20 protein-coding genes are annotated in these 24,381 nt (G+C 47.0%); 13 read left to right on the top strand and 7 right to left on the bottom strand.

The features are described 5' to 3' along the window. Window positions 1-18 precede the first annotated feature (18 nt). Entirely contained in the window at window positions 19-1,377 is a 1,359-nt protein-coding gene (locus MKZ16_RS31030; RefSeq protein WP_076105053.1) for an aspartate aminotransferase family protein, read from the top strand. Here the strand turns inward: MKZ16_RS31030 and MKZ16_RS31025 are convergent. Next, a complete protein-coding gene (locus tag MKZ16_RS31025; RefSeq protein ID WP_036682056.1) occupies window positions 1,352-3,040 on the bottom strand; it encodes a PucR family transcriptional regulator in 1,689 nt (562 codons plus the stop codon). The two genes, MKZ16_RS31030 and MKZ16_RS31025, sit on opposite strands and share 26 nt — an antisense overlap. 318 nt (window positions 3,041-3,358) lie before the next feature. Here MKZ16_RS31025 and MKZ16_RS31020 point away from each other — a divergent pair, with 318 nt between their 5' ends. From MKZ16_RS31020 to MKZ16_RS31005, 4 genes are read left to right on the top strand one after another with little or no spacing between them, the layout of a single operon-like run. After that, window positions 3,359-4,750 carry an NAD(P)-dependent oxidoreductase gene (locus MKZ16_RS31020; protein ID WP_076105052.1) on the top strand — a complete coding sequence of 464 codons (1,392 nt, stop codon included), beginning with the start codon at window positions 3,359-3,361 and terminating at the stop codon, window positions 4,748-4,750. Window positions 4,751-4,795: 45 nt separating this feature from the next. Continuing rightward, entirely contained in the window at window positions 4,796-6,085 is a 1,290-nt protein-coding gene (gene preA, locus MKZ16_RS31015; protein WP_339815160.1) for an NAD-dependent dihydropyrimidine dehydrogenase subunit PreA, read from the top strand. A 2-nt stretch (window positions 6,086-6,087) separates the two neighbouring features. Beyond that, entirely contained in the window at window positions 6,088-7,515 is a 1,428-nt protein-coding gene (hydA, locus tag MKZ16_RS31010; protein WP_076105050.1) for a dihydropyrimidinase, read from the top strand. Beyond that, entirely contained in the window at window positions 7,515-7,766 is a 252-nt protein-coding gene (locus MKZ16_RS31005; RefSeq protein ID WP_051491218.1) for a hypothetical protein, read from the top strand. The genes hydA and MKZ16_RS31005 overlap by 1 nt, the downstream gene beginning before the upstream one ends. Before the next feature lie 322 nt (window positions 7,767-8,088). Here MKZ16_RS31005 and MKZ16_RS31000 read toward each other — a convergent pair whose 3' ends face one another. Then, complete coding sequence (locus tag MKZ16_RS31000) at window positions 8,089-8,310, bottom strand: GNAT family protein (protein ID WP_254924502.1); 222 nt, start codon at window positions 8,308-8,310, stop codon at window positions 8,089-8,091. A 391-nt stretch (window positions 8,311-8,701) separates the two neighbouring features. Between MKZ16_RS31000 and MKZ16_RS30995 the strand changes: the two genes are divergently transcribed. Next, window positions 8,702-9,319, top strand: coding sequence for a TVP38/TMEM64 family protein (locus tag MKZ16_RS30995; RefSeq protein ID WP_036682051.1), 618 nt, complete (start codon window positions 8,702-8,704; stop codon window positions 9,317-9,319). Window positions 9,320-9,378: 59 nt separating this feature from the next. Next, on the top strand, window positions 9,379-10,290 hold the full coding sequence (locus tag MKZ16_RS30990; RefSeq protein WP_036682049.1) for an aldo/keto reductase: 912 nt from the start codon (window positions 9,379-9,381) through the stop codon (window positions 10,288-10,290). Window positions 10,291-10,302: 12 nt separating this feature from the next. Here MKZ16_RS30990 and MKZ16_RS30985 read toward each other — a convergent pair whose 3' ends face one another. The 4 genes from MKZ16_RS30985 to MKZ16_RS30970 form a co-directional block, all read right to left on the bottom strand. Next, window positions 10,303-11,814, bottom strand: a complete 1,512-nt coding sequence (locus MKZ16_RS30985; protein ID WP_036682047.1) for an aminotransferase class V-fold PLP-dependent enzyme — start codon at window positions 11,812-11,814, stop codon at window positions 10,303-10,305. 125 nt (window positions 11,815-11,939) lie between these two features. Further along, window positions 11,940-12,416 (bottom strand): DsrE/DsrF/DrsH-like family protein, encoded by a 477-nt coding sequence (locus MKZ16_RS30980; protein WP_036682046.1) that lies wholly within the window; start codon window positions 12,414-12,416, stop codon window positions 11,940-11,942. Between the two features lie 121 nt (window positions 12,417-12,537). Next, a complete protein-coding gene (locus MKZ16_RS30975) occupies window positions 12,538-12,855 on the bottom strand; it encodes a hypothetical protein (protein ID WP_051491217.1) in 318 nt (105 codons plus the stop codon). Between the two features lie 54 nt (window positions 12,856-12,909). Next, complete coding sequence (locus tag MKZ16_RS30970; RefSeq protein WP_036682044.1) at window positions 12,910-13,533, bottom strand: GPR1/FUN34/YaaH family transporter; 624 nt, start codon at window positions 13,531-13,533, stop codon at window positions 12,910-12,912. Between the two features lie 335 nt (window positions 13,534-13,868). On the opposite strand from MKZ16_RS30970, the gene MKZ16_RS30965 reads away from it, so the two are divergent. The 4 genes from MKZ16_RS30965 to MKZ16_RS30950 all read left to right on the top strand — a co-directional run bounded on the left by MKZ16_RS30965 (window position 13,869) and on the right by MKZ16_RS30950 (window position 17,749). Continuing rightward, complete coding sequence (locus MKZ16_RS30965) at window positions 13,869-14,786, top strand: prenyltransferase (protein ID WP_036682043.1); 918 nt, start codon at window positions 13,869-13,871, stop codon at window positions 14,784-14,786. Window positions 14,787-14,821: 35 nt separating this feature from the next. Beyond that, window positions 14,822-15,598: a DUF6081 family protein gene (locus MKZ16_RS30960; RefSeq protein ID WP_244886404.1), complete on the top strand. Its 777-nt coding sequence runs from the start codon at window positions 14,822-14,824 to the stop codon at window positions 15,596-15,598. A 38-nt stretch (window positions 15,599-15,636) separates the two neighbouring features. Then, window positions 15,637-16,590 (top strand): 1,4-dihydroxy-2-naphthoate polyprenyltransferase, encoded by a 954-nt coding sequence (gene menA / locus MKZ16_RS30955; protein ID WP_036682041.1) that lies wholly within the window; start codon window positions 15,637-15,639, stop codon window positions 16,588-16,590. 163 nt (window positions 16,591-16,753) lie between these two features. Then, window positions 16,754-17,749 carry a Gfo/Idh/MocA family oxidoreductase gene (locus MKZ16_RS30950; RefSeq protein WP_076105049.1) on the top strand — a complete coding sequence of 332 codons (996 nt, stop codon included), beginning with the start codon at window positions 16,754-16,756 and terminating at the stop codon, window positions 17,747-17,749. 87 nt (window positions 17,750-17,836) lie between these two features. Here the strand turns inward: MKZ16_RS30950 and MKZ16_RS30945 are convergent, their stop codons facing one another. Then, window positions 17,837-19,192 (bottom strand): dicarboxylate/amino acid:cation symporter, encoded by a 1,356-nt coding sequence (locus MKZ16_RS30945; RefSeq protein ID WP_036682429.1) that lies wholly within the window; start codon window positions 19,190-19,192, stop codon window positions 17,837-17,839. A 356-nt stretch (window positions 19,193-19,548) separates the two neighbouring features. On the opposite strand from MKZ16_RS30945, the gene MKZ16_RS30940 reads away from it, so the two are divergent. Together MKZ16_RS30940 and MKZ16_RS30935 are read left to right on the top strand one after the other, a co-directional pair. Then, entirely contained in the window at window positions 19,549-20,304 is a 756-nt protein-coding gene (locus MKZ16_RS30940) for a hypothetical protein (RefSeq protein ID WP_076105048.1), read from the top strand. A gap of 73 nt (window positions 20,305-20,377) precedes the next feature. Beyond that, a complete protein-coding gene (locus tag MKZ16_RS30935; RefSeq protein ID WP_076105047.1) occupies window positions 20,378-24,118 on the top strand; it encodes an S-layer homology domain-containing protein in 3,741 nt (1,246 codons plus the stop codon). The last annotated feature ends 263 nt before the right edge of the window (window positions 24,119-24,381 follow it).

Below are 24,381 nucleotides of genomic sequence, written 5' to 3'. Positions count from 1 at the left end.
CTGAGAGGAGAAAATGTTATGCAGAGTCTGGGGAACGATAGCGAGCTTGCGGTGAAGAAGGATCAGGAATATTTATGGCACAACATTACGCCTTATAGTGAAAAGAATCCGCCTATGATTGCCGCCTCGGCGAGTGGGTCGTGGATTACGGATATACAGGGCAATCGATTTTTGGATGGGATGTCTGGCTTATGGTGTGTAAATGTGGGATACGGGCGCAAGGAGCTGGCGGAAGCTGCTTACAATCAGTTGCTGACCCTGCCTTATTTTCCTCTGACACAAAGTCATCTCCCGGCGATTGCGCTGGCGGAGAAGCTGAATGAATGGCTCGGAGACGACTACGTGATCTTCTTTTCCAATAGTGGATCGGAAGCCAATGAGGCTGCTTTCAAAATGGCACGCCAGTACCAGCAGCAAATCGGCCAGCATTATCGCCATAAATTCATTGCCCGTTATCGTGGATATCACGGCAGTTCGCTTGGTGCATTATCTGCAACAGGCCAGGCCCAGCGCAAATATAAATATGAACCGCTGGCGGGTGGGTTTCTGCATGTAGCTCCCCCGGACAGCTATCGCCGCCCGGCCGGGATGACTGTGGAAGAATTCAACCTCCAGTGTGCACAGTCCATAGAGGATATGATCATCTGGGAAGGCGTGGAGACGGTAGCTGCGGTGATTATGGAGCCTGTAATTACGGGTGGTGGCGTCATTGTACCGCATCAGGTTTATTTGGATCGGGTGCAGGAAATCTGCCGTAAGCACGGTGTGTTGCTCATTATGGATGAGGTGATTTGTGGATTCGGACGTTCTGGACGTAAGTTTGGTCATCACAACTTTAATGTGAAGCCTGACATCGTAACGATGGCTAAGGGACTGACTAGCGCTTATCTTCCTTTATCCGCGACTGCTGTTCGTAAGGATATCTATGAGGTATTTAAGGACAATAGCGATGACTATGGCCATTTTCGCCATGTGAATACTTTTGGTGGCAACCCTGCCTCCTGTGCGCTGGCGCTGCGTAATCTGGAGATTATCGAGCAGGAGAAGCTGGTGGAACGTGCGGATCTTTTAGGTAAAAGAATAAATACAGAATTTACCGAGCTGCTTGATCACAAGCTTGTAGGTGATGTCCGCAGCTTTGGTTTGGTGACAGGGGTTGAGCTGGTTGAAGACAAGGTCAGTAAGAAGCCGGTTGATCTGAATATTGTGAAAGGAATTATTGCCGAATGTAAGTCCAAGGGGCTTATCATCGGCAAAAATGGCGATACCGTAGCTGGGTTCAACAATGTGCTTACCTTCGCCCCGCCGTTATCCTCCACGGATGAAGATATAGAATTTATTATCGATACCTTTAAATCTGTGCTGAACGGGGGCTAGGTAAAGTGATTTTGTCTGGATATAGAAATTGGTAAGCGCGCAGGGCGACTTGAATGGAGATCCGATTCTCTGGCTGCATGAAGTCTTCACCCAGTAGCTCTGTTATTTTGTCCAGGCGATAATAAAGGGACTGTCTGACAATGAATAAGTTTCGAGCGGCAATTTGTTTGGAGCCATCATGATCCAGATAAACACGAAGGGTAAGCAGCAGCTCGCTGCCTTTGGTTTGGTCGTGGTCGATTAGCGGGCCGAGATAACTGCGAATGAAGTTCTGCAACGTTTTTCCGTCATTTAAGCTCAACAGCAACTGGAATACACCCAGCTCTTCATAGAAGAGTAATGACTTCTGGTAACAGGAGTATAACGATAATGCCTGTAGGGCTTCCTGATAACCGGAATAGGCTCGTTTTAGGCGCTTATGCGATTTGCTGACTCCAATGACGAGCTGCAAATCCTTGAGCTTCTCATCGGAGCGGATGTTCTGCAGGGCTTCAAGTGCTTGTTGAAGTCGCATTTTGCCAGGCATTTTTGATTGGATGTCGAGGGCGATGACGGTGAGGCGATTGTTCTTAAGGGTGATCAGCGGACGTAAAGAATATTTCTCAAAGATGGAACGCAGGATGAGCGAAAGGTGGAAGGTGATGGACTCCCATTCGTTCTCCGAGCTGTTCCATTTTACATCTCTGGGGTTCTTGATCTCTATAAGGCATACACGGTAAGGGAGCTCGTTGACCACGTTGAAATTAGAGCCTATCAGGCCCTTTAAGCGGTTATCATCTTCGATGCGGCCATTGATCAGCTCGTCGACCCATAGATTTTCTGAAAAAAGCTTGCGCTCCTCCATATACCGGGTTCGCAGCAGCTCCTGAGCAATGGACAAAGAGGCGGAATCCAGCAGCAGACAGTCGAATTCCTGTGGTTTGTGATTGCATACCATCAGAATGTAAGCCCAGGTCTGATCCAGCGCACCTACAGGCTTGAGCGCGATGGTCTTCTGTCCATATTCCCGGATATAGGGGGCAGCGTCAGGTTGAATTCCTTCCAGCTCGTCGCCGAAGGCGGTGAAAAAATTCAGCAATGGAGCCTGCTCTTCCGGCGAAAGGGCCGGGAAAAATAAGGGTTTGCCTTGCAGCTGCATATAGACAATTTGTGTGCGGGTGCTTTTGCACAATAATTGCAGCACTTTCAGCGTTCCTTGTGAAGTTAAGGTCAGACGGTGGAATTCACGTGAGATTTTTTCAAGTTCTTGGAGCATCCGGTGATGCCGGTTGATGATAATCGAATGAAGATCCAACGTGATATCTACGAAACGAACCGTGCGGGTGAAGATGATTAGCGGAAAGTCATGCCTATCGGCTAATTCGATCATCTCTTGCGGGATGGTGCTGAAATACGTACCTAACTCAATACATAGGCAAGCTGCATTTTTGTCGATCAGGTTCTGCATAAACTCCAAGGAGGAAGGGAGATCGACACTTGCACCAATCCCCGTAGTCAAAATCATTTCTTCGCCATGAATCAGAGTCTCGAAGTTGGCACTTTCCAGCACATGCACCCAGCGAATGGCACGGCTTAGGCCGCTTTTCCCGCCGATCACCTCGGCTTCTGCGAATAGTGGTCTTTTTAAAGCGTCACGAATGGTTAATACAAGCTCCCAGTCCATAGTTACTCCCCCTCTATCTTCTGCGCTCTGGCCTTCGGTTAATGCCCTGTTATTCTCAGCCTATTCTCACACGTAAAAAATACAGTTTTGAAATTAGACAAAGTGTCTAATGCAACGAAAATTCGAAATGACTATAGTTTGATTAACGGATGTCAGTATATATAACCTAATCAGGGAGAACGTTGAGAGATAATTTCTGTTAAAGCTTATATTACTACAATAATTAAAAGATGTAAGCAAAATATTCAGACAAAACTTGAAATAATGTTATATTATATAACACAAATATGAAAAATTACCCATAAGGAGGGACTAGTGATGGAGCATTCTTCTCCGTTAACAGCATTTACACCTGATATGTTCATGCGTAATTTCGCCGAGGCTGAGCCGCCTCTGACCCATAAAGGTGCCATGGATGAGTCCAATCGCTGTCTATATTGCTACGATGCCCCATGTATAAAAGCATGTCCGACCAGCATTAATATTCCCTCCTTTATCAAACGGATCGCCACTGACAATCTGAAAGGCTCGGCACAGACGATTATGGATTCCAATCCTGTGGGTGCCAGCTGTGCTCGTGTTTGTCCTACAGATGAGCTGTGTGAAGGCGCCTGTGTATTAAACGATGCCTCGGCGCCGATCCAAATCGGACTGCTGCAGCGTTATGCGACAGATTGGGCGATGAACAGCGGAGTTCAATTATTTAAGGCTGGGATTCCTAATGGGAAAAAGGTAGCCGTTATCGGCAGTGGTCCTGCGGGATTGTCAGCAGCTAGAGAGCTCGCCCGTGAAGGTTTTGCTGTTGTGATCTACGAAGCGAAGGCGTTAGCGGGTGGGCTGGATACACATGGGATCGTATCGTTTCGGCTCCCGCAGTCTGTATCTCTTTGGGAAGTAGAGCAGGTAGAGAAGCTGGGTGTGGAAATACGTACAGGTGTGAAAGTCGGAGTAGATGTTTCTGTAGATGAGCTGAAGTCGAATTATGATGCCATCGTTTTGGCAGCGGGTATGGGTTATGTGCCTCCAATAGGGATTGAAGGTGAAAAAATGGCTGGAGTTTATGATGCCATTGCGCTCGTAGAATCCACTAAGACGGGCATTCCTCTACTAGAGCTGATGGGTCAGCGGGTCGCTGTCATTGGTGCAGGGAATACGGCTATTGATGCAGCGACTTGCTCAGTGCGGCTGGGAGCCACCAATGTGAAAATGGTCTACCGCCGGACCCGCGAAGAGATGACGGCTTATGACTTTGAATATGAATTTGCGAAGCAGGAAGGTGTGGAGTTCAACTGGCTTACCTTACCGAAACGTATCGTGGGTGATGGGCTTGGGAATGTAACTGCACTGGAATGTGTGCAGATGAAGCTGACGGAGGAGCTGGGCAAAGATGGGCGTCCAATACCTATGCCGATCGAGGGTTCTGAGTTCTTGATTCCTGTAGATGCAGTTGTAATAGCTATTGGTCAAAAGCGTCGTCTGGATCTAATAGATTCCTTAGGTCTTATGCATGACCGTGGGGTTGTGAGGGTGAATGAGGTCACCTGCCAAACCTCCGATCCGCAGATTTATGCCGCTGGGGACATCATATTTGGTTCAGGTAAAGGCGAGGCCATGGTTGTATCAGCGGCACAGCAGGGAAAAGATGCAGCCCATGCGATTGTTAAACAATTCTCAGGCCAGCAGGAGGTCGTTGTTAGATCTGCCGGCTGAGCGTAGAAATCATATTGGATTTTACATGACAGGGAGGGAACATCAATGGCAGATTTAAGTATTAATCTCGCAGGAATCAAATCACCGAATCCGTTCTGGCTGGCCTCCGCGCCGCCTACGAATACAGGTTATCAAGTGCAGCGGGCCTTTGAAGCAGGTTGGGGCGGGGCGGTGTGGAAGACGCTCGGCGATCCGATCATTAATACCTCATCGCGTTTTGCGGCAGTAAATTTCAATGGGCAACGGGTTGCGGGCTTTAACAATATTGAACTGATCACCGACCGTCCACTTGAAGTTAATCTGAAGGAAATCTATGAAACGAAAAAAAGATTCCCGAATCATGCGATTATAGCCTCCCTGATGGTAGAACCAACGCAGCATAAATGGCATGAGATTGTTAAGCGGGTAGAGGATGTGGGTGTAGACGGTCTGGAGCTTAACTTTGGCTGTCCGCACGGGATGGCTGAGCGTGGAATGGGCGCTGCTTCGGGGCAGCAGCCTGATCTGGTGCAGGCACAGACCACCTGGGTAAAAGAAGTTGCGACGACTCCGGTGATTGTGAAGCTGACGCCTAATATTACGGATATCACCGTCGTTGCCCGCCATGCGGTTAAGGGTGGAGCGGACGCGATTAGTATGATCAACACGATCAACAGTCTTGCTGGTGTAGATATTCATAGCTGGAACACCATTCCGAATGTTGGAGGTCAGGGTGCGCATGGCGGTTACTGCGGGCCGGCTGTGAAACCAATTGCGCTTAGTATGGTGGCCGAGTGTGCCCGTGACCGGGGAGTCGGCATTCCTATCTCCGGTATTGGAGGGATTTCAACCTGGCAGGATGTTGTTGAATTCATGTTGATGGGTGCTACGGGCATTCAAGTATGTACAGCGGTCATGCATCATGGCTTCCGGATTGTGGAGGAAATGATCGATGGCCTGAACAACTATTTGGATGACAAAGGTTTGGCTTCCGTAACAGAGTTAATCGGTAAATCGGTATCCCGGTACTCCAACTGGGGTGATCTGGATCTCAACTATAAGGTCGTTGCCCGTATTAATGAGAACAACTGCATTAACTGTAATAAATGCCATATTGCCTGCGAAGATGCTTCACATCAATGTATTGATATGTTAACTAATACAGATGGGAAAGCTATTCTACAGGTCCGCGAGGAAGATTGTGTAGGTTGTAATCTTTGTTCAATTGTCTGTCCAGCAGACGGCGCGATCGATATGGTTCCAGTGGATACCGGGGCAGCCCCACTGACCTGGAACCAGCGGCAGAAAGTGATCGGGAGTTTGAATGGTACCTATTCGGAAGTGGAGGTGGTGTAAGGATGAAAAAGATTATTAAAAATGGCATCATCGTTACCGCAGCAGATACTTATACAGGCGATGTGGCGATTGAAAACGGGGTTATTACGGAGATTGGCCTTCATTTGGATGTCCCTGGTACGGAAATTATAGATGCCTCGGGGTGTTATGTTTTTCCTGGAGGCATTGATCCTCATACGCATCTGGATATGCCTTTTGGCGGCACGGTTACAGCTGATGATTTTGAGACGGGAACCATTGCGGCTGCATATGGCGGAACGACCACAGTCATTGATTTTTGCTTAACCACCAAAGGACAACCGCTACAGCAAGCCGTAGATACATGGCATCATAAGTCGCAGGATAAAGCGGTGATTGATTACAGCTTCCACCTGATGGTCTCAGAATTAAACGATAAAGTACTGGGTGAGCTTCCGGAGATCATTGAGAATGAAGGCATTACCTCGCTCAAAGTATTTATGGCTTATAAGAATACTTTTCAGGCGGATGACGGCACACTTTTTAAGACCCTTCAAGCCGCGAAAAAAGAAGGTGCGCTCGTTATGGTGCATGCGGAGAATGGAGATGTCATTGAATATCTTGTTGAGCAGGCCTTGGCCGCAGGCAATACCGACCCAATCTTTCATGCGCTGACCCGCCCGCCGGAGCTGGAGGGTGAAGCTACGGGACGCGCAGCTTATCTAACCGAACTGACAGATTCTCAGCTGTATGTTGTACACGTGACCTGTGCGGAAGCCGCTTGGAAGATTGCTGAAGCGCGTAAAAAGGGACTGCGCGTATACGGTGAGACTTGTCCACAGTATTTAGTGCTGGATCAGACGGCGCTGGAAAAGCCTAATTTCGAAGGTGCCAAATACGTGTGGTCTCCGCCCCTGCGTGAGCAGTGGAATCAGGATGTTCTGTGGGATGCGTTATGGAGCGGCAGCTTGCAGACGATTGGCTCTGACCAGTGCTCGTTTGATTTCAAAGGACAAAAGGATCTGGGGCTTGGCGATTTCTCCAAAATCCCGAACGGTGGGCCGACCATCGAGGACCGGTTTACGATTCTATATTCGGAAGGTGTGCAGAAAGGCCGGATCTCATTGAACAAATTCGTAGACATTATTGCTACCTCTAGCGCCAAGCTGTTCGGCTTGTATCCGCAAAAAGGCACGGTCGCAGTAGGTAGTGACGCTGATCTGGTCATTTTTGATCCTTCTGTAGAAAGAACCCTTTCTGCGGACACGCACCATATGAACGTAGATTATAGTGCGTTTGAGGGCTTTGAAGTGAAGGGAGAGCCTGTTTCTGTTCTCAGTCGAGGTGAATTTGTTATTCGTGACAAACAATTTGTCGGCAAAGCAGGTTCGGGAAAATATTTGAAACGCAAACGTTTTGCAGCGGAGGCTCCTCTTCCTTCTAAGGCAGAAATCAGCGGAGGTGTAGTCTAATGTCTGCTTTTGCGGAATATGCCAAAGAACAGCAGGAGATTGATGGGCTGCTTTTTAAAGGGTATACGATTGCCGGCATCCAAGAGGATTTGGACGGTGCCCGAATAAAGTTTGTCAGAGGGGAGCCGGCTAAAAGCTCGGTAGAGCTGTTACTGCTCACAGCGGATGCCCGTAAGTACGTGACAACCCTTGTGGTTGCGGGGTTGAGGGCGGAAGGTGAGCAGGCGGGTTGTTACAGTGGAGAGGTTTGAAGGGAATGGAATTGAAAGCTGAGTAGTGAGCCCACGTAGGATAGGGAACTTGCCGCTCGGCTTTTTATTGTGCCCATGAAAGGGTGCGAGGAGATAACCTACCTGAAAATAGCCGATTATCGTCTCGGAATATACTTTTTGGGGAAATCCTCCCTAAAAAGTAGCTGATTAGGGTCCCAAAATAGACGTTTTAGGGAAAATATCCCTAAAAATCAGTGAAATATGCCGATTTTGCGCAAATTCGCTGAATATTAGGGAAGTTTTCCCTGATTTGCAGTTATAGGCACCTGACAGACCAAAAATCAGGGAGGATTTCCCTAATCTATTTCTTCTGCTGTTGCTGCTCACGCTCTATATACCCATGCCGTAATATGGACATGATATGCAGAGATTCAAAATGTCCCTCAACCTTTATACAATCAAGTAGAGTGCCTTCCAGTGTAAAGCCGCAGCTTTCGTAGACATGGCGAGCCCTGTGGTTGTGATCTCTAACATCTAACCATAGCCGATACGTCTCGGTGTGCTGGAAGATCCAGTCGCTCACGAGATGAAGCGACAGTTTGCTATAACCAAAGCCCTTTGGAATGGATGACGATTCGTTTAATACAAACGGTAAGATAAATATCTTGAAGTCCTGTTACGATGATATAGCCGACTCTTTTCCCGGACTTCTCCCAAATTGTAAGATGCAGGATATCTTGATCCTGGATAGCCGTAATGTGCTCCTCTTTACTCCACTGTCCGATATAGGCACGATTAAGCTCACTTTGTTCAATGGCTAGAACGAACGCTAAGTCCTGCTCGGTGGTAGTTTATAGATCCAACGTTTCTGAATGAATGATCATAACCTTATGCACTGTAGGAATGAACGCAACTTCGTGTATAATTGAGACCAAGTGTTAAGAATTCCAATCGGATGAGGAGATCAGCTGGTTATGTATTTTCTTGATATTATGTCTTGGCTGACAGAGGATAATCTGCGGCATCTGCTGGAACAATATCGTTCGTTTGGGCCCTTTCCGGGCATTGCGTTAACGTTTATGAAATCATTTATACCACCACTACCAACTATTGCGATCGTAGGGTTAAATGGGGCCGTATATGGTTTATGGTTAGGTTTTTTGTATTCTTGGATCGGTCTGGTTGCAGGCTGTGTGACTACCTTTTGGATTATCCGCAAAGTAGCCTCCCATCGTTATTTACGAAAATGGGCAGCGCGGCCCAAAGTAGCCAAAAGCATGACATGGGTGCGGCAAAGCGGATTCAGCTATGTTTTTCTGCTTAGTATATTTCCGGTAGGACCTTTTGTTGTGATTAATATGGCAGCAGGGCTTGCCGGGATGAGGTTCCGTTCGTATCTTCTTGCGCTTACGGTGGGTAAAGCGATTATGGTATTCGCAGTTTCATACATTGGCAATGATCTGGAACGCTTCATTCGCCAGCCGTGGGAGATTATCTATGTTCTGTTGTTTATCGGGCTGTCGTTATGGGGAGTCAAAGCCATCGAAGCGCGTTTTGCTAGAACAGCACAGGATGGGAACAAGATAGCTTAGTATAGTGTCAGAATTAACTTGAATTCCTAAATCTAAATAGAATAAAGGAGGAAATGATGATGAAATATCGTAAGCTTGGCAGTACAGGAATGAATGTCTCGGTGATTGGCCTAGGGACTTGGCAGTTTGGCGGAGAGTGGGGCAAGGATTTCACTCAGGCTGAAGTCGATGCCATGCTGGATAAGGCTGGGGAGCTGGGGATTAACCTGATTGATACGGCAGAATGTTACGGAGATCACTTGTCGGAGAAGTTCATCGGGGATTATCTGGCGCGCCGCAAACGCGAGGACTGGGTTGTAGCTACGAAATTTGGCCATCATTTTCAAGGGCATTTGCAGCGGGAACAGCTATGGCGTGCTGAGGATGTGCTTAAGCAGCTGGACGACTCCCTACGCGCACTCCAAACAGAGTATGTCGACCTCTATCAATTCCATTCCGGAACGGATGAGCAGTTCGATAATGATAAGCTGTGGAGTATGCTCGACAGACAGAAGCAAGCCGGTAAAATCCGTCATTTAGGCGTGTCGATCAGTGCATCGGGCTCGGGGGTGCATCAGACCTCTGCGGCAGCGGATGTGCAGGCAGAGGCCATACAAGTAGTATATAATCGGCTGGATCGTCAACCTGAAGAAGAGATTCTTCCGCTGTGCATCGAGCATCAATTAGGTGTGTTAGCTCGCGTTCCGTTAGCCAGTGGTTATTTGAGCGGCAAGTATAAGCCAGATGCGATTTTTGCTCAGGGTGATGTGCGAGCGAACCATAAAGAGGATGTAAGACAAAAGCAGCTGCGCGCAGTAGCAGAAATTGCTGCCAATGAAGTGCCATCAGGTCTGGATATGGCGCAGTGGGCTTTGGCTTGGTGCCTCCAGCATTCCGCAGTAACCAGTGTAATTCCGGGCTGCAAAAATGTAGAACAAGTCATCTCCAATGCCAGTGCTGCCGATTTGGACATGGTGAAGGGCAACGTGTGATAAGTTAGAATGTTACACGGTGAAGAGTTCTTGGAGCTTCATCTCGGGTGAATGCTTCACGTAGATATGATTCCAGCTGTTCGTGGAAGTATCGTAAAGATAGTCCTGCTTCCATTGCTGGACATGGGTCGCAATACTCCTTACAGCGGATACAATTCTCTCTACTTCCTGATTAGTCATAATGGGATGTAGAGAGATGCGAATCCACCCTGGTCTGAAGGATTGGTCGCCGCTCATGATTGCTCCGGCAATCTGAGCGGATTGCGTCCACCCTAATCCGAGCAGGTAATGTCCATATGGACCTGCACAAGAGCAGCCGCCTCGAGCTTGTATGCCGAAACGGTCATTCAACAGCTGGACAGCAAGGTTGTAATGAATATCGCGCAGTGTAAAAGAGACGATTCCATGACGTTCTGTATGATCTCCGGCCAGCAGTGAGCACTCCGGTATGTCGCTGAGTCCTGCCAATAATTGCTGACACAGCTCGTGCTCTCTCATCACCATATATTGACCGTTTCCATTCATCTGCTCCTTCAGCTTCACGCAAAGTGCCGTGCGAAAAGCCTGTAAAAACCCCGGTGTTCCCCCGTCTTCCCGCATCTCAATCGCATTAGTGTAGCGGCGTCCTCCCCAAGGGTTGACCCAGGCTACTGTACCTCCACCCGGTTCGTCAGGAATACGTCCATTGTTCAGCGCTTCATCAAAGATTAGAACGCCGTTTGTGCCCGGCCCACCCAGAAATTTATGCGGAGAAAAAAAGATCGCATCAAGCTTCTCCAATGGGGAAGGTGGGTGCATATTGATAGGCACGTAGGGAGCACTGGCGGCAAAATCCACAAAACACACGCCCCCATGACGATGCATAGCAGCCGCTAGCTTTGCGTAAGGCGTCTGAATTCCAGTCACATTAGAACAAGCTGTAAATGAACCAATCTTGAAACGGCGATTGGGGTATAATCGCAGCTGGTCTTCAAGCTGCTGGGGGTCAATATTTCCGTCCTTTCCGGCGGGAATGGTAACGACGTCACCAAGCCCCTCCTGCCAAGGAAGAATATTGGAATGATGCTCCATATGGCTGGTGAAGATAACGGGGCGATCTTCCAGCGCGCGGTTATTATGTTCCTGTAGCCATTCCGGGAGCCTTAATCCCATGATACGCTGCAGCTTGTTCACGGCTCCTGTTGTTCCATTGCCGCAGAAGAGCAGTACATCCTGAGGGCCGGCATTTACATGGTTCTTAATGATTTGGCGAGCTTCATTATAAGCCTGCGTCATGATTAGTCCGGTGGTGTTGGAATCTGTATGTGGATTGCTGACGTAGGGACCGAAGGCTTCCTGCAACTTGCGTTCGATCGGTTCATATAGGCGCCCGCTTGCGGTCCAATCGGCATACAGAAGCGGTTGTCTGCCATATGGGGTGGTGATCTGATGCCGAATGCCGATGGTGTGACCACGAAAAGTATCAAAATGGTCTTGTAATGAAGCGGGCGTCTCTGCAGAAGAGGCGTGGATGATGTTTAGCACGGATATTCCCTCCAGCCCGTACGCCGTCAGTGCTAAGTTAATGGGGTGTATTTTCGGCGTGCCAGTAGTTTCTATGGCAACAGTATATGCCTGCATGGGGGATTGGGTTAAAGCCTAGTCAGACTTTAAATAAATAACTGTACATCACTTTCTAAAGCATCTTTTAAATATGCCGCAGCATCGATAATTTCGACCTCTGGCAGCAGTTCCTCGGGCTTAAAGCCCATGATCTCCACAGAAAGCTTGCAGGCATAGAATTTGATGTTTTTTTTACGAGCCCCTTTTAGAAAATGAATCAGCTTCGGTGCGCCTTGTTCCTCCATCATTTCCTCCAGCATCATTCGTCCCAGCCCGCTAAAGTTCAGATGAGAGAGCGGCAGCTGCCCAGGGCCCTTCGGTGTAATAACATCCATCAGCTTCTCGTAGATACTCTTGTCCTCAAGGGTCATTTTCTCCGGATCACGCACCAAAAATAGACCCCAGAATGAAAAAAACATAGTAACCTCGACATCGATATCTCTTGCGGCATTCGCTAGGATCAGTCCAGCCATCGCTTTGTCGTATTCCCCACTGAACATTAGCAGATTGATTTTTTTGCTCACCCTGATAATCCTCCCGTTACTTTTATTAGAATGTCATTAGTATGGTTGTGGTGGGGAGAACTATGCGAAGAAGCTTTCTGAAATTATAAAAAAAAGCCCCCTTTCGGGAGCTTGAGATTTACTAATGTACTTCAGGATCTTTAGATTCTGGATCTGCATTGCGACTGATGTCGTAATAACGGGCGGACAGCCAAATAGCTCCGGTAAATAACACGATGAGTCCAAGGACGATAGAAAAGCGCCAATCGCCTGCCTTGAAATTTAATTGAAGCACCGTTAGTACCAGTGAAACTTGGGTCCAAACCAGTGTTCTTTTGCGAAAAGCCGCAATATCGCCAACCATCTTCGGGATATTCCGAATGATCAGATAGGCAATAACTGCGAGAATAAGGGCGAAAATAGCAGTTACCGCTAATTCAGAAGAGGACAGGACATGCATAGTCTCAGCATCCTTTCGGCTTGCAAAAGTATTAGTTTCAGATCAGAACAATTTCTATTTTTTGAAGATGCCCAGCGGAGCTCCAATTGGTAAGAAGCTACGGCCGAAATGAGCGTTTAGCACGGATGCTCCACATCCGTAAAGGGACACAATACCAATACCAAGCTCAGCACAAGCAGCAAGCTTATGGAAGAATTCTGGAGCGATCCCAAAGGAATCAAAGGTTAGTCCGATAAAAAGAAAATCTATCAATACAAAAATGATAAGCAGAACTCTATTTGCCTCAACGGCACCAATCGTCATAAAGAGTGTGAAGATCAAGTAACCCAAAAATACAAATCCGAGCTGCTTAGGATCTACAGCCTCCGCAAGCGTTGGACCAAATACGCCAAGCTTGATCAGCCAGCTGCTAGCCATGCCGAACCAAAAGAAAGCGTAGGCGCCAAAGGCGGTCATACCAAAGGTATTGTTGTGCTTAGCATCCTGAATGGCGGCGAATAGCTGCGCGAATGCTCCCAGGAAGATAGCCCAAGGAATAACATAGCTAAGTCCTGTTGTAAATTCAAGCTTCTGTGAAGAAGCGACCAATGTGACAATAGCCAGTCCGAATAGCCCGATGGCGCTAGGGTCGGCAGTGACGATTTTGACAGATTGGGTGTTAGGGGATTGCGCTGACATGACAGTAAAAGCCTCCATTATTATATATAGTTTTACGCTCTTAAAAACAGCCCGTAAGGGGCGCTGTTCATAGGCTTGCCTATCATATCATATCGGTATGTGCTTGCCTATAAAACAACACTCATTTTTTGTCGTAAAATAGGGGTCCTGCGTGAAATAAGGAATTGTTTACATTTTTATCTTCCATTATCAAGTTACTTGACCAAACAAACGGAAATATTATGTCAAGAATAGACATTATATGCAGTGATAATCTTCACAATCTATCGAAAATTGATGTATAATAGTCAGTGATAATTATTATCAAATCATATGAAAAAGGCGGTAAGCTTGAAGTGAACAAATGGACATTATTTACCAAGGCGACCCGGTTTTGGAGTTTTTCTGTTATGCTCATCCCGATTGTTTTGGGGACCGTTGGGGCATATGTATGGGAAGGGACATTCCATCCGGTTTTATTTATTCTTACATTAATAGGGGCGATTTCGGCGCATTTGTTCTCCAATATGGTGAATGATCTGTGGGACTTCCGCAACGGAACCGATACAGAAGCAAAGAATTCCGCTGGTGAAATCAGCACAAACTCCGGGCTACTGACAGGTGGGATCCTCTCGGAGTCTTTTTATGCAAGGATGACCTGGAGTATGCTGGCGATTGCCCTTATCTGTGGTGGGATTCTTAGTATATATAGCGGTTGGAATATCCTCTGGTTTGTACTTGTTGGTGCTTTAATCGCTTATTTCTATGTGGCTCCGCCACTGCGTTATGGCTATCGCGGCAAAGGTTATAGTGAGATGGCCATTTTTATTGCTTTTGGGATTATGCCTGTATTAGGCTCCTATTTCGTACAAACCGGTCAGTTTAGCATGAAGCCTGTAATTCTCTCGCTGCCTGTCGGATTTTTAACTACATTATTGTTGTTTAATCACCATTTCCTACATTGGAAAGCGGATGAGCAGGCGGGTAAGCTTACGCTTGTTGTAGTATGGGGAGAACAAAAGGCACTTGTATTCTCACGTGTACTTCTTTTCACTGGCTACGCTTCGGTGATAGTCTGTGTGCTGTTGGGTGTACTTCCTGTTTACGCACTGCTGGCGCTGGTTACAGCTTTCTGGCCGCTGCGCATTTACAGTAGTCTCAAGCAACATAATGCTTCGCCGGCTTATATCCCGCTGATGGGTGCTTCACAAAAAGCCTCCGTACGCTGCGGAGTAGTAATGGCAATAACTTTATTAATTCAAGGCTTGATCTGATACTAATAGATGGACTACAGAAGGAGTGAGCTTTCATGGAAAAGAAGGACAAGGTATTGATGGCAGAAGAACAACAAGTTAAAGGCAATCGCATGGTTCTTGGGGATTTCCACTCCATTTTAGAAGAAGGAAAGGTCTGGAAGACGGGTGGATTTACACTGCCTGACGGATCATTTTGGGCTTACCGTGAGCCGGAGGCTGTAGTTATCGTTCGTAATGACACCCTGTATGTACGTGCGAAGTTATCTCGCGAGAATCATCAAGTGCAAATTCTGGACAATGCCAAGCACATGTATTATTCAGCCAAGCCAGTGGAGATTCCGGAAGCAGGAGAGATTAGCATTGAGCTGCAAATTCGTTGCCGTACACAAGAAACTGCACCTGGGGATCTGTATGATGGATATGTATCGCTGAACCTGCTGGATTTCACGACAGGCGCTGCGCTTGATTTCTTCGCGGGAAATGATAAATACGCTAGTGTATATGGTATTTTGCCGTTCCCGGGTGTACAAGTACCAGAAAGCACTGGAACGAAATACTTCTGCATCTTTAAAGAAGATACGGATTTCAAACCACGGGAATTCAATACGTACCGTATTACCTATCACCGTGGCAATGATGAGGCTGTATTCTATTTGAACGGCAAGGAAGTACGCCGCGAGAAAAATATTCCGCTTAAATTCAATAACTTCACTGTAGCGCTCGGAATTATGACAGAGAAGGATCTGAGTCCTGAAGGCAGTGTGTCTGTACATGGACAAACAGTTATTGCAGAATGGTCCCCAGTGACGGTTACAACAACTGAACAGTAATGCCTTGCAGGCTCATTTGACAGATAAGGGTGTATGGTGTGAATATTAAAAGCTTTCTAAGATTTGTGGAGCTGCCGACGAAGGTAGCCAGTATTATTCCGTTTCTAATGGGAACGTTGTACGCCCTGTACCGGTTTGAGGATTTTTACGTACTGCGTTTTGGATTGATGTTCGTGTCTTTGCTTAGCTTCGATATGGCGACGACGGCGATTAACAACTATTACGATTTCAAAAAAGCTTCTAAAACCCACGGCTACGGCTACGAGACGCATAATGCGATTGTTCATTTTAAGCTAAAAGAGCGCACCGTCGTGGCGACGATTGTGATTTTGCTGGCGCTGGCAGCAGGGGGCGGGATTGCGCTTGTCACTCAGACGGGTTTGCTGGTCTTTTTGCTGGGTGGACTGTCGTTCTTGATCGGTATACTTTATTCGTTCGGGCCGATTCCCATCTCGCGGATGCCGTTAGGTGAGCTGTTCTCCGGTTTGTTTATGGGCTTTGTTATTATTTTTATCTCTGCCTATATCCATACGGATGAGCATGTGGTTTCACTGCTGCTCCAGAACGGCTGGGTCAGCTTGAATATCAACATCGTGGAAGTGCTGTACCTTTTCTGGTTTTCCGTGCCCGCTATTTTGGGGATCGCAGGGATTATGCTCGCTAATAATATTTGTGATATTGATGAGGATGTGGAGAATCGCAGGTATACGCTTCCGGTGTACATTGGCCGCCGCAATGCGCTTGTGCTTTTTAAATATCTCTACTATGTCTCTTACTTGGATCTTGTAGTGCTGCTGATCTTAGGGATTAACCCTATTCTGGTTCTGTTGATTCTACTTACGCTGATCCCGCTGCGCCGAAATATTGCCTTGTTCACAGAGAAACAGGAGAAGGCGAGTACCTTTATTCTTGCCGTCAAAAACTTCGTATTGATGAACCTTGCGCGTATAGTTGTGCTGGGTGCGGCTGTGCTGTTAAATGCACTAATATAAACATTCATATTTTATAAAAAAGCAGTGTCTATCGGGGTTGGAGCTCCTTTTGGCACTGTTTTTTTGCAATTTGCAGGCTTCTTTCTGTTAGAGAAACGTTTCATTCTATGATAAGGTGGCTTTAAGTATAGTAAGTAATCTATAAGGAAGAAGGTTAGCAACGATGGTGCAAAAACTTCGCTGGGGAATCATGGGCTGTGCGCAGATTGCGACAGGTTCAGTGATGCCGGCTATAATGGATTCGGAGACGGGAATGATTACAGCGGTAGCCAGTCGCGGTTTAGAAAAAAGCAGCGCTGTAGCCGCAGAGTTCGGAATAGATAAAGCTTACGGCAGCTATGAGGAATTACTGGCGGATAAGGATATTGATGCAGTGTATATTCCACTGCCAAATCACCTCCATCGGGAATGGGTAATCCGTGCGGCGGAAGCTGGAAAACATATCTTATGTGAGAAACCGATCGCGCTGAACAGTGAAGAAGCGGCTGAGATGGTAAAAGCTTGTAATGATGCTGGAGTTCATTTGGCAGAAGCTTATATGTATCGGCATCATCCTCGGATTGCGGAATTGCAAGAGATTATCTCTAGCGGTGAAATTGGCGAATTACGCTCCATTCGAGGCACTTTTACTTATAATGACGCTACAGATACCTCTAATATTCGCTTTAAATCCGCTTGGGGCGGCGGCTCGCTTTATGATATCGGCTGTTATCCGCTAAGTGCAGCACGACTGCTGTTCGGAGCTGAACCGGAAGCCGTGACAGTACAGGCTATGTTCTCTCCGGAGCATGACAATGTAGATATGATGGCTTCAGGGCTGGTAGAGTTTCCGAAGGGGCTAAGCCTGATTTTTGATTGCGGGATGTGGGCATATAACCGCCAGCTGTTAGAGATTCTGGGGACCGATGGAATGATTGAAGTGCCTATGCCTTTTAATGCTAGAGATGAGGATGCCGAATTTTTTGTGCATACGGGAGAAGGGGTAAGACGGGTTGATGCCACCGGGGCGAATCCCTATACACGGGAGGTCGATGATTTTGCCGCCGCAGTATTTACAGGAAAAAAATTATTTGCACCTGAGGATGCAGTGCTGGGCATACAATTGATCGAGACTTGTCTAGCTTCTGCTAAAAAGCGGGAAAGAATTAGTATGCTATAAGAAGATGAATCCAATATGAATCTATGCAAAAAAACCTCCGGGCGCTCTGCTTTACGCAGCTTCCGGAGGTTTTTACAGTCTCAGCTTTTAAACGGTGCTCAAGAGAATATCATCGTCATCATTGCTATTAAACGCTTCGCGGTCAAATTCACCTTCGGAATTAGCTACTAACAGAGCTGTTACAGCTGTTCCAGTTGCGTTTACAGCGGTACGGCCCATATCGATGAGCGCTTCAACACCTGCAACGATAGCGATTCCTTCAAGCGGCAGGCCGAGAGCAGTTAAGACTACCGTGGTGGAGATTACGGCAGGTCCAGGTACGCCAGCTACACCAATGGAAGAAATAATACTTACTAATACCAGTGTAATATAGTCGGTCCAGTTCAGATCAATACCGAATACTTGAGCGGTAAATACAGCCACAATAGCTGGCCAAATCCCACCGCACGCATTAAAGTTCACAGATGCCCCTAACGGTGCGATAAAGCTCGCGATCCGTGGGGAGACATGAAGCCGCTTCGTAATAACTTCGAGATTGACCGGAAGTGTTGCGTAGCTGCTTCTGGTTGTGAAGGCAACAGTAATGGTTGGATACACTTTGCGGAAGAAACGAATTGGATTCACCTTCGCTACTAATAGAACCAATCCGCCAAAGATAAGTACAAAATGTATAATCATTGCTACGTACGAGGTTATAATTACACTGCCTAGCTCCTGCAATGTCTCCCAGCCATAACGTGCGGTGATTCCGGCAATCAGTGCGAATACGCCATAAGGGGTCAGGCGAATAATGAATTTCACAACCTGATGCAGTATCAGTGTTAGGGATTCAATAAGATCACGTACAGGTTTGACGGCTTCGGGTTTCTTGGAGCCAATCTTGATTATAGCTACTGCTAAGAAGATGGCGAAAATGAGTAGAGGCACAACCTTACCCGTAGCTGCTTCATTAACAGGGTTAGATGGAACAAGATCGAGGATAACCTGGGAGAAGGTCGGGATTTCCCGGGCAGCAAAATCTGCGGGTACATCTTGTTGTATACCTTGGCCGGGATTGAACAGCAGCGCAACCGATAGGCCGATAATAGAAGCGATGCCAGTTGTTCCGAGGAACCAGGCGAAGGTTTTGATCCCGATTTTGCGTAGATACTCCAGATTGGTTAAGGAAGAAATACTGTTTAATACGAGTACGAATACTAAAGGAATGACGAGCATGCGGATCAAGCTGACATAAATGCTGCCGAATGTGCTAATAGCTTTGGTCTCTAAATCGAAGTATTGAAAGAATATACCGGCAATAAGTCCGATGCCAAGTCCGATGAGTACCCGGGTGCCAAATCCAATTCGTTTACGTGCCAGTAGAAACAAAATTGCAAACACAAATATGGAAGCGACAAATCCATACCAGTTCGTTTCGATGGCGGATAATAAGTTGTTATCTATGTTCACTACCAATACCCCCTTAAACCTAGTTTTTTAATGTGATTAATCCTATTGAGATCAATCTATATAGAATTTATAGTAAAGTCAATGTAATTATATGTTAAAAATAATTAATTCCGATAAAAACCATGTGGAAAATAAAAATTGATTGACAAGGCACTATGGCATGAATAATATGGAACTTAATCACAAGCCAATTGGAATCGACTGGACAGCCGGAGATTCAACGAAAGACGCGTAAATTGCGTCCCGTTGAGTCTCTTTTTTTTAACTTTAGAGAAGGGAGAGTTACGGATTTAAGGTACAAGAATGTAATGAAGGGGTCTCTTATTTTATTTGAAAAGGATGGTACACATATGAAAAAGCTTTCGATCTCTTTGGTTGCCGCCGCTATCGTCTTCTCCGCATTGACGTATGCCGCGGTATCCGCTAACAAAAAAACAGCAGAGGCAGCACCCATTCAAGAGAGTAGTAATACAGCAGTAACCGCAGCAGCTTTACCAGTAGCTACTTCTGCGGCAGCAGTTGTTGCTCAGGCAGAAGCTACTGCAGCTCCTGTAACAGAAGCTGTCCAGCCGGAAGCTTCGGCTCTAGCAGCAGAGACAGTCACGGCAGAAGCTACTGCGGTCCCAGCAGCTGTTGATTCTGCGGCGAAGGTTGTTGCTTCAGCAGCTCCAGAAGCGGGCGCAGCTCAGCCTAAAGCAACCGCATCCCCGGCTGCGGACACCGCTAAGACGGCAACAGCTGCAACAACGGTATCTGCATCTGTTAAACCGCAAACCAGCGCGGCAACGCCTGCGCCTACGACTGCTCCAAAAGCAAACGTAACCGCTAAAGCCGTTCAGCCGACCGCAGCTCCTGTTGTATCTGAACAGCCTAAGGAAACCGCCGCTCCTGTAGCAAAAGCAACGGAGACACCTTCCAAAAAAGCTATAACCTTCTCTACAACAGAGGTAGTTAAAGCGACCCCGGCTCCGGTAGTTGAGTCTTCTCAACCGAAAACATCGTCTTCTGCACCTGCATCCACGGTCAGCGCACCAGCAGCTGCTCCAGCGGAAACGGTTCAGGCACCAGCACCGGCACCAGCCGCTGAGGAAGAGGTTTGTCCTTGATGAGCAGCAGGCTCATTCAGGATTCCTTTCAGCCCATTCATCCCATAAACCTATTTAAGGCGAGGTGCACATAATGATACGACCATTAACCTTCAAAAAAATTGTAACGCTGCTGCTGGCAGCCTCCCTGCTAATCCTGCCTACTCAGGCAGGAAGAGCTTATGCTAATCCGGATACCGCAGAAGCAATAACCTCTTCCCAAGGCGGCGTTAACCAGTTTGACTATTTCAGTCATGTCTATGACCGTCTAAATGATGCTAACCATGTATTTAAAACAGCAACGTATGAAGATATCGTTCATCTTTTTGAGAGTGAAGGCACATACGCTGTTCTGGTTGGCGGCGCTTGGAGCGAGAATACACAGGCCGATATCGGCTTTATCAACGAGGTAGCCAAGGAATATGGCATCTCTACGATTTATAACTTTGATACTAAGCTGGACGGGGACACCCTTCAGATTGCAGACAGCAATAATAAATTTGCCTATAAATATGTTGATCTGGTCAACAAGTATTTGAAGAATTTAAATCTGTCTTCCAAAGATGATCCAGAACGCAATGTCAGCTATACCAATAAAAACGGGGAAGTTGTGACTGCTAACAAGCTCGAGTCTCCATTCTTATTGGTATACAACAAGGATCACAAGGATGCACAGGGAAATAGTGCTCCTGTCGTATCCTACCTGGATAAGAGCTATTCGTGGAATGAGTTCCTGACGAACGGAACACTTGATGCGGCGAAGGTTAATGCGTATAAAACATCTGTAAGTGAGGTGCTGGGTGCCGCTTCCCGATATGACACTATCGACGAGTCGGCTTATATCAAGGCTGCATTTAATAAGAACTATGAAGGGGAAAATGAGGGAAAACCTACGATCTTCAACGAAGCGGATGGCACGCTTGTTTATGAACATGTGACCTATCATCAGCTGAAGCAAATTTTAGCGAGTGAGGGAAACTATGCGATTTTGTTAGGTGGGTCGTGGTGCCCTAACACGCAAGCGGTGATTAAATATATCAACGAATATGCCAAAAAACATAATATCAATAAGATCTACTTCTTCGACACTAAGTTGGATGCTGGTGTGACCGTTGCTGAGCCTAATAACAACAGCGGCACTAAGGGCAGTGCAAATCCGCATAATAATAATGAGCTTCAGATTAGAACCACTAATCATCCGTATGCGCAGCTTTATGTTGATCTGGTTCGTACTTATCTGACCAATATCAAGACCGAAAACAATTCAGCTGCCAAACCAACTGTAATTAGTTATGTAGATGGACTTGGAAACACCGTGAGCGGAGACAGACTTCAAGTTCCATATCTGTTCACTTATAACAAGGACAACAAGGATGCAGGAGGCAAAAACTCACCGATTCTAGGGCATGTTGAACTTATGTACAGCTGGACGAATATCCAACCGGATTACGTGCAGGCTAATTACCCAATCGGAGCCAGATACAATAACACTACAACAGCGCTGGATAAAATATTCTCCAGACTCGAAGCTGTGCCGGCAGGACTTACCGGTGTAGCACCAACAGCGGCCGACAATAAGGATGGGCAAATTGTAGGCACCAGTGCAGCATTGGAATTTAAGCTTGCTGGAGACGAGGCTTACACCCCAGCTTCGGGATCAGCCATTACAGGGCTTGCACCTGGTGTTTATAAGGTAAGATATGCCGCTACATCGGGCTATCAAGGGCCAACTTCCGCAGCTGGACCCACAATCATTCCTTATAATGCTGGCGAAGACGTAAGTGTGGAAGTTCCTGCTTACACCCATCAACAAGCAGCCCCGACAGGACTGGTAGGCGTAGCACCTACTTCTGAAGCTAATGATGATGGGCAAATTACGGGTTCTGCTGAAGGACAGGAGTATAAAGGCGTTGGAGAAGCTGATTATAAGCCTGTAACAGGTACAGCTATCACTGGTCTTACTCCGGGCTTCTATAATGTGCGATATGCGGCAAAAGAGGGATACAGCGTAGGTAAAGACGCTACAGTTGAAGTCCCGGCATATGGTGAGCAAGCGGCACCTACAGGATTAGTAGGTATAGCACCAACCAGTGCAGCCAATGACGACGGTAAAATTATAGGAACTACGAAAGCGCTGGAATATAAGCTGTCTACGGTTACCGATTATGTCTACGCATCAGATGTAGAGATCGTTGGACTGGTGCCGGGTATCTATCAGGTAAGATACGCAGCTAAAGAAGGATTTAACGCGGGTAGAGCAGCAGATGTAATCGTTCCAGCATTCACTGCGGAACAAGCAGCTCCAACTGGGTTACAGGGAGCTGCTCCTACCTCAGCAGCGAACAATGATGGAAGAATTACGGGAACCACGACAGCCTTAGAATATAAGCTGTCGAGTGTAACTAATTATGTGTATGCACCAGATAAAGAAATCACAGGATTAATACCGGGCACGTATCAAGTGAGATACGCAGCCAAAGAAGGTTATAAGGCAAGTCCAGCGACTGACATTGTTGTTCCGGCCTATGTGCCTATTTCAGATCCTGGAACAGGTGGAACAGGTGGATCGGGTGGATCGGGTGGCAATTCTACACCGAGCAGCACGACTACACCAAAACCATCGGCAAGCCCTCAACTGGTTGCTACGGCAACAGCAGGGAGTACCGTGAACCTATCAGCAACAGCAGCAACTAAAACGGATAAAACCACAGGAGTGACTACTGCAACGATCACAAAAGAAACGGCTGCTGAATTCGTGAGTCTCGCTAAGAAGGCAGAAGCTGATGGGAAGAAAGCTGTTCTTGAAATTAGTGTTGCAGCTACTTCAGATACTCAAACCGCTGAACTTACTCTTCCAAGAAGCATAATTAATGAGTTAGCCGCCGGAACGAAGGCGGAGATTACCATTGATTATGAGAATGTGGGTACGATTACGTTTGATGCCCAATCATTGGCAAGCATTAGTGCAGCTTCAGATGCCGGAGACATCATTATTAGAATCGCGAAGGTGTCATTAACGGCAGAAGGCAAGGCTGTTCTCGGAGACAGACCAGTTTATGACTTGTCGGTTATAGCGGGTGAAAGCACGATTTCCACCTTCGGTGGGGGCAGTGTTCGTGTCAGCGTACCGTACGTGCTGCAAGCGGGAGAACGGTCAGATGCGGTTATTGTGTATCACATTAACAGCACTGGAAGTTTGGACAATGTACGTGGGAATTACAATGCCGCTAAGGGAACTGTAGATTTCATAACCACACATTTCTCCCAATATATTATTGGATATAATCAAGTGAGCTTTGCAGATGTTCCAGATGCCTCATGGTATAGCCATGCAGTAGGTTTCTTGGCAGCACGCAGTATCACATCTGGTACGGATGCTGAGCATTACAGTCCTAATGCCGCAATAACCAGAGGACAGTTCATTGTCCTGTTGCTTAAGGCATATGACATCGCACCAGATGAGGTTGCCGCAGATAATTTTGCAGATGCGGGCAATACGTATTATACGAATTATCTTGCTGCAGCTAAGCGCCTTGGGGTAGCAACGGGTTCGGGTGATAATCAATTCCAGCCAGAGGTTCAGATCACTAGGCAGGAGCTATTTACACTCTTGTACCGCTCGCTTGTAGCGCTAGGTGAACTGCCATCTGAGAAAACAGCGGCCACGCTTTCCGGCTTTAGTGATGCTGGACAGATCGCTGGTTATGCACAAGAAGCCCTTCAAGCGCTGGTAGAGAGAGGTGTAGTGACCGGAGCGAACGGTAAACTCAATCCGGAGGAAGTCACTACAAGAGCAGAAGCAGCACAGGTTATTTACAATTTGCTATCCAAATAATCAGCGACTAAGACATAGCGGACGTCACGTAAGTAGCGTTCAACTATGAGTGCGGCGACTCGGCTAAGACAGCAGAGCAGCGATTCCTCTTTTATTGGAGTATCGCCGCTCTGTTTTTTTGTTTGTTAGCTGGCTGGTTGCCCTTGCCCTGTCCGCTTGCACGCTTGCCCTCTTGCCCGCTTGATTCAGCAGCTCATTCATTATCGGCGCGACTTTCGGACCCAGATGACGTTATTTTCCACATTCCAGCCTTTGGGGCATAG

The organism is Paenibacillus sp. FSL R5-0928 (genome assembly GCF_037970385.1).
GTDB classification, from domain to species: Bacteria; Bacillota; Bacilli; order Paenibacillales; family Paenibacillaceae; genus Paenibacillus_AQ; species Paenibacillus_AQ odorifer.
This window is presented reverse-complemented; position numbering and strand designations above follow the sequence as displayed.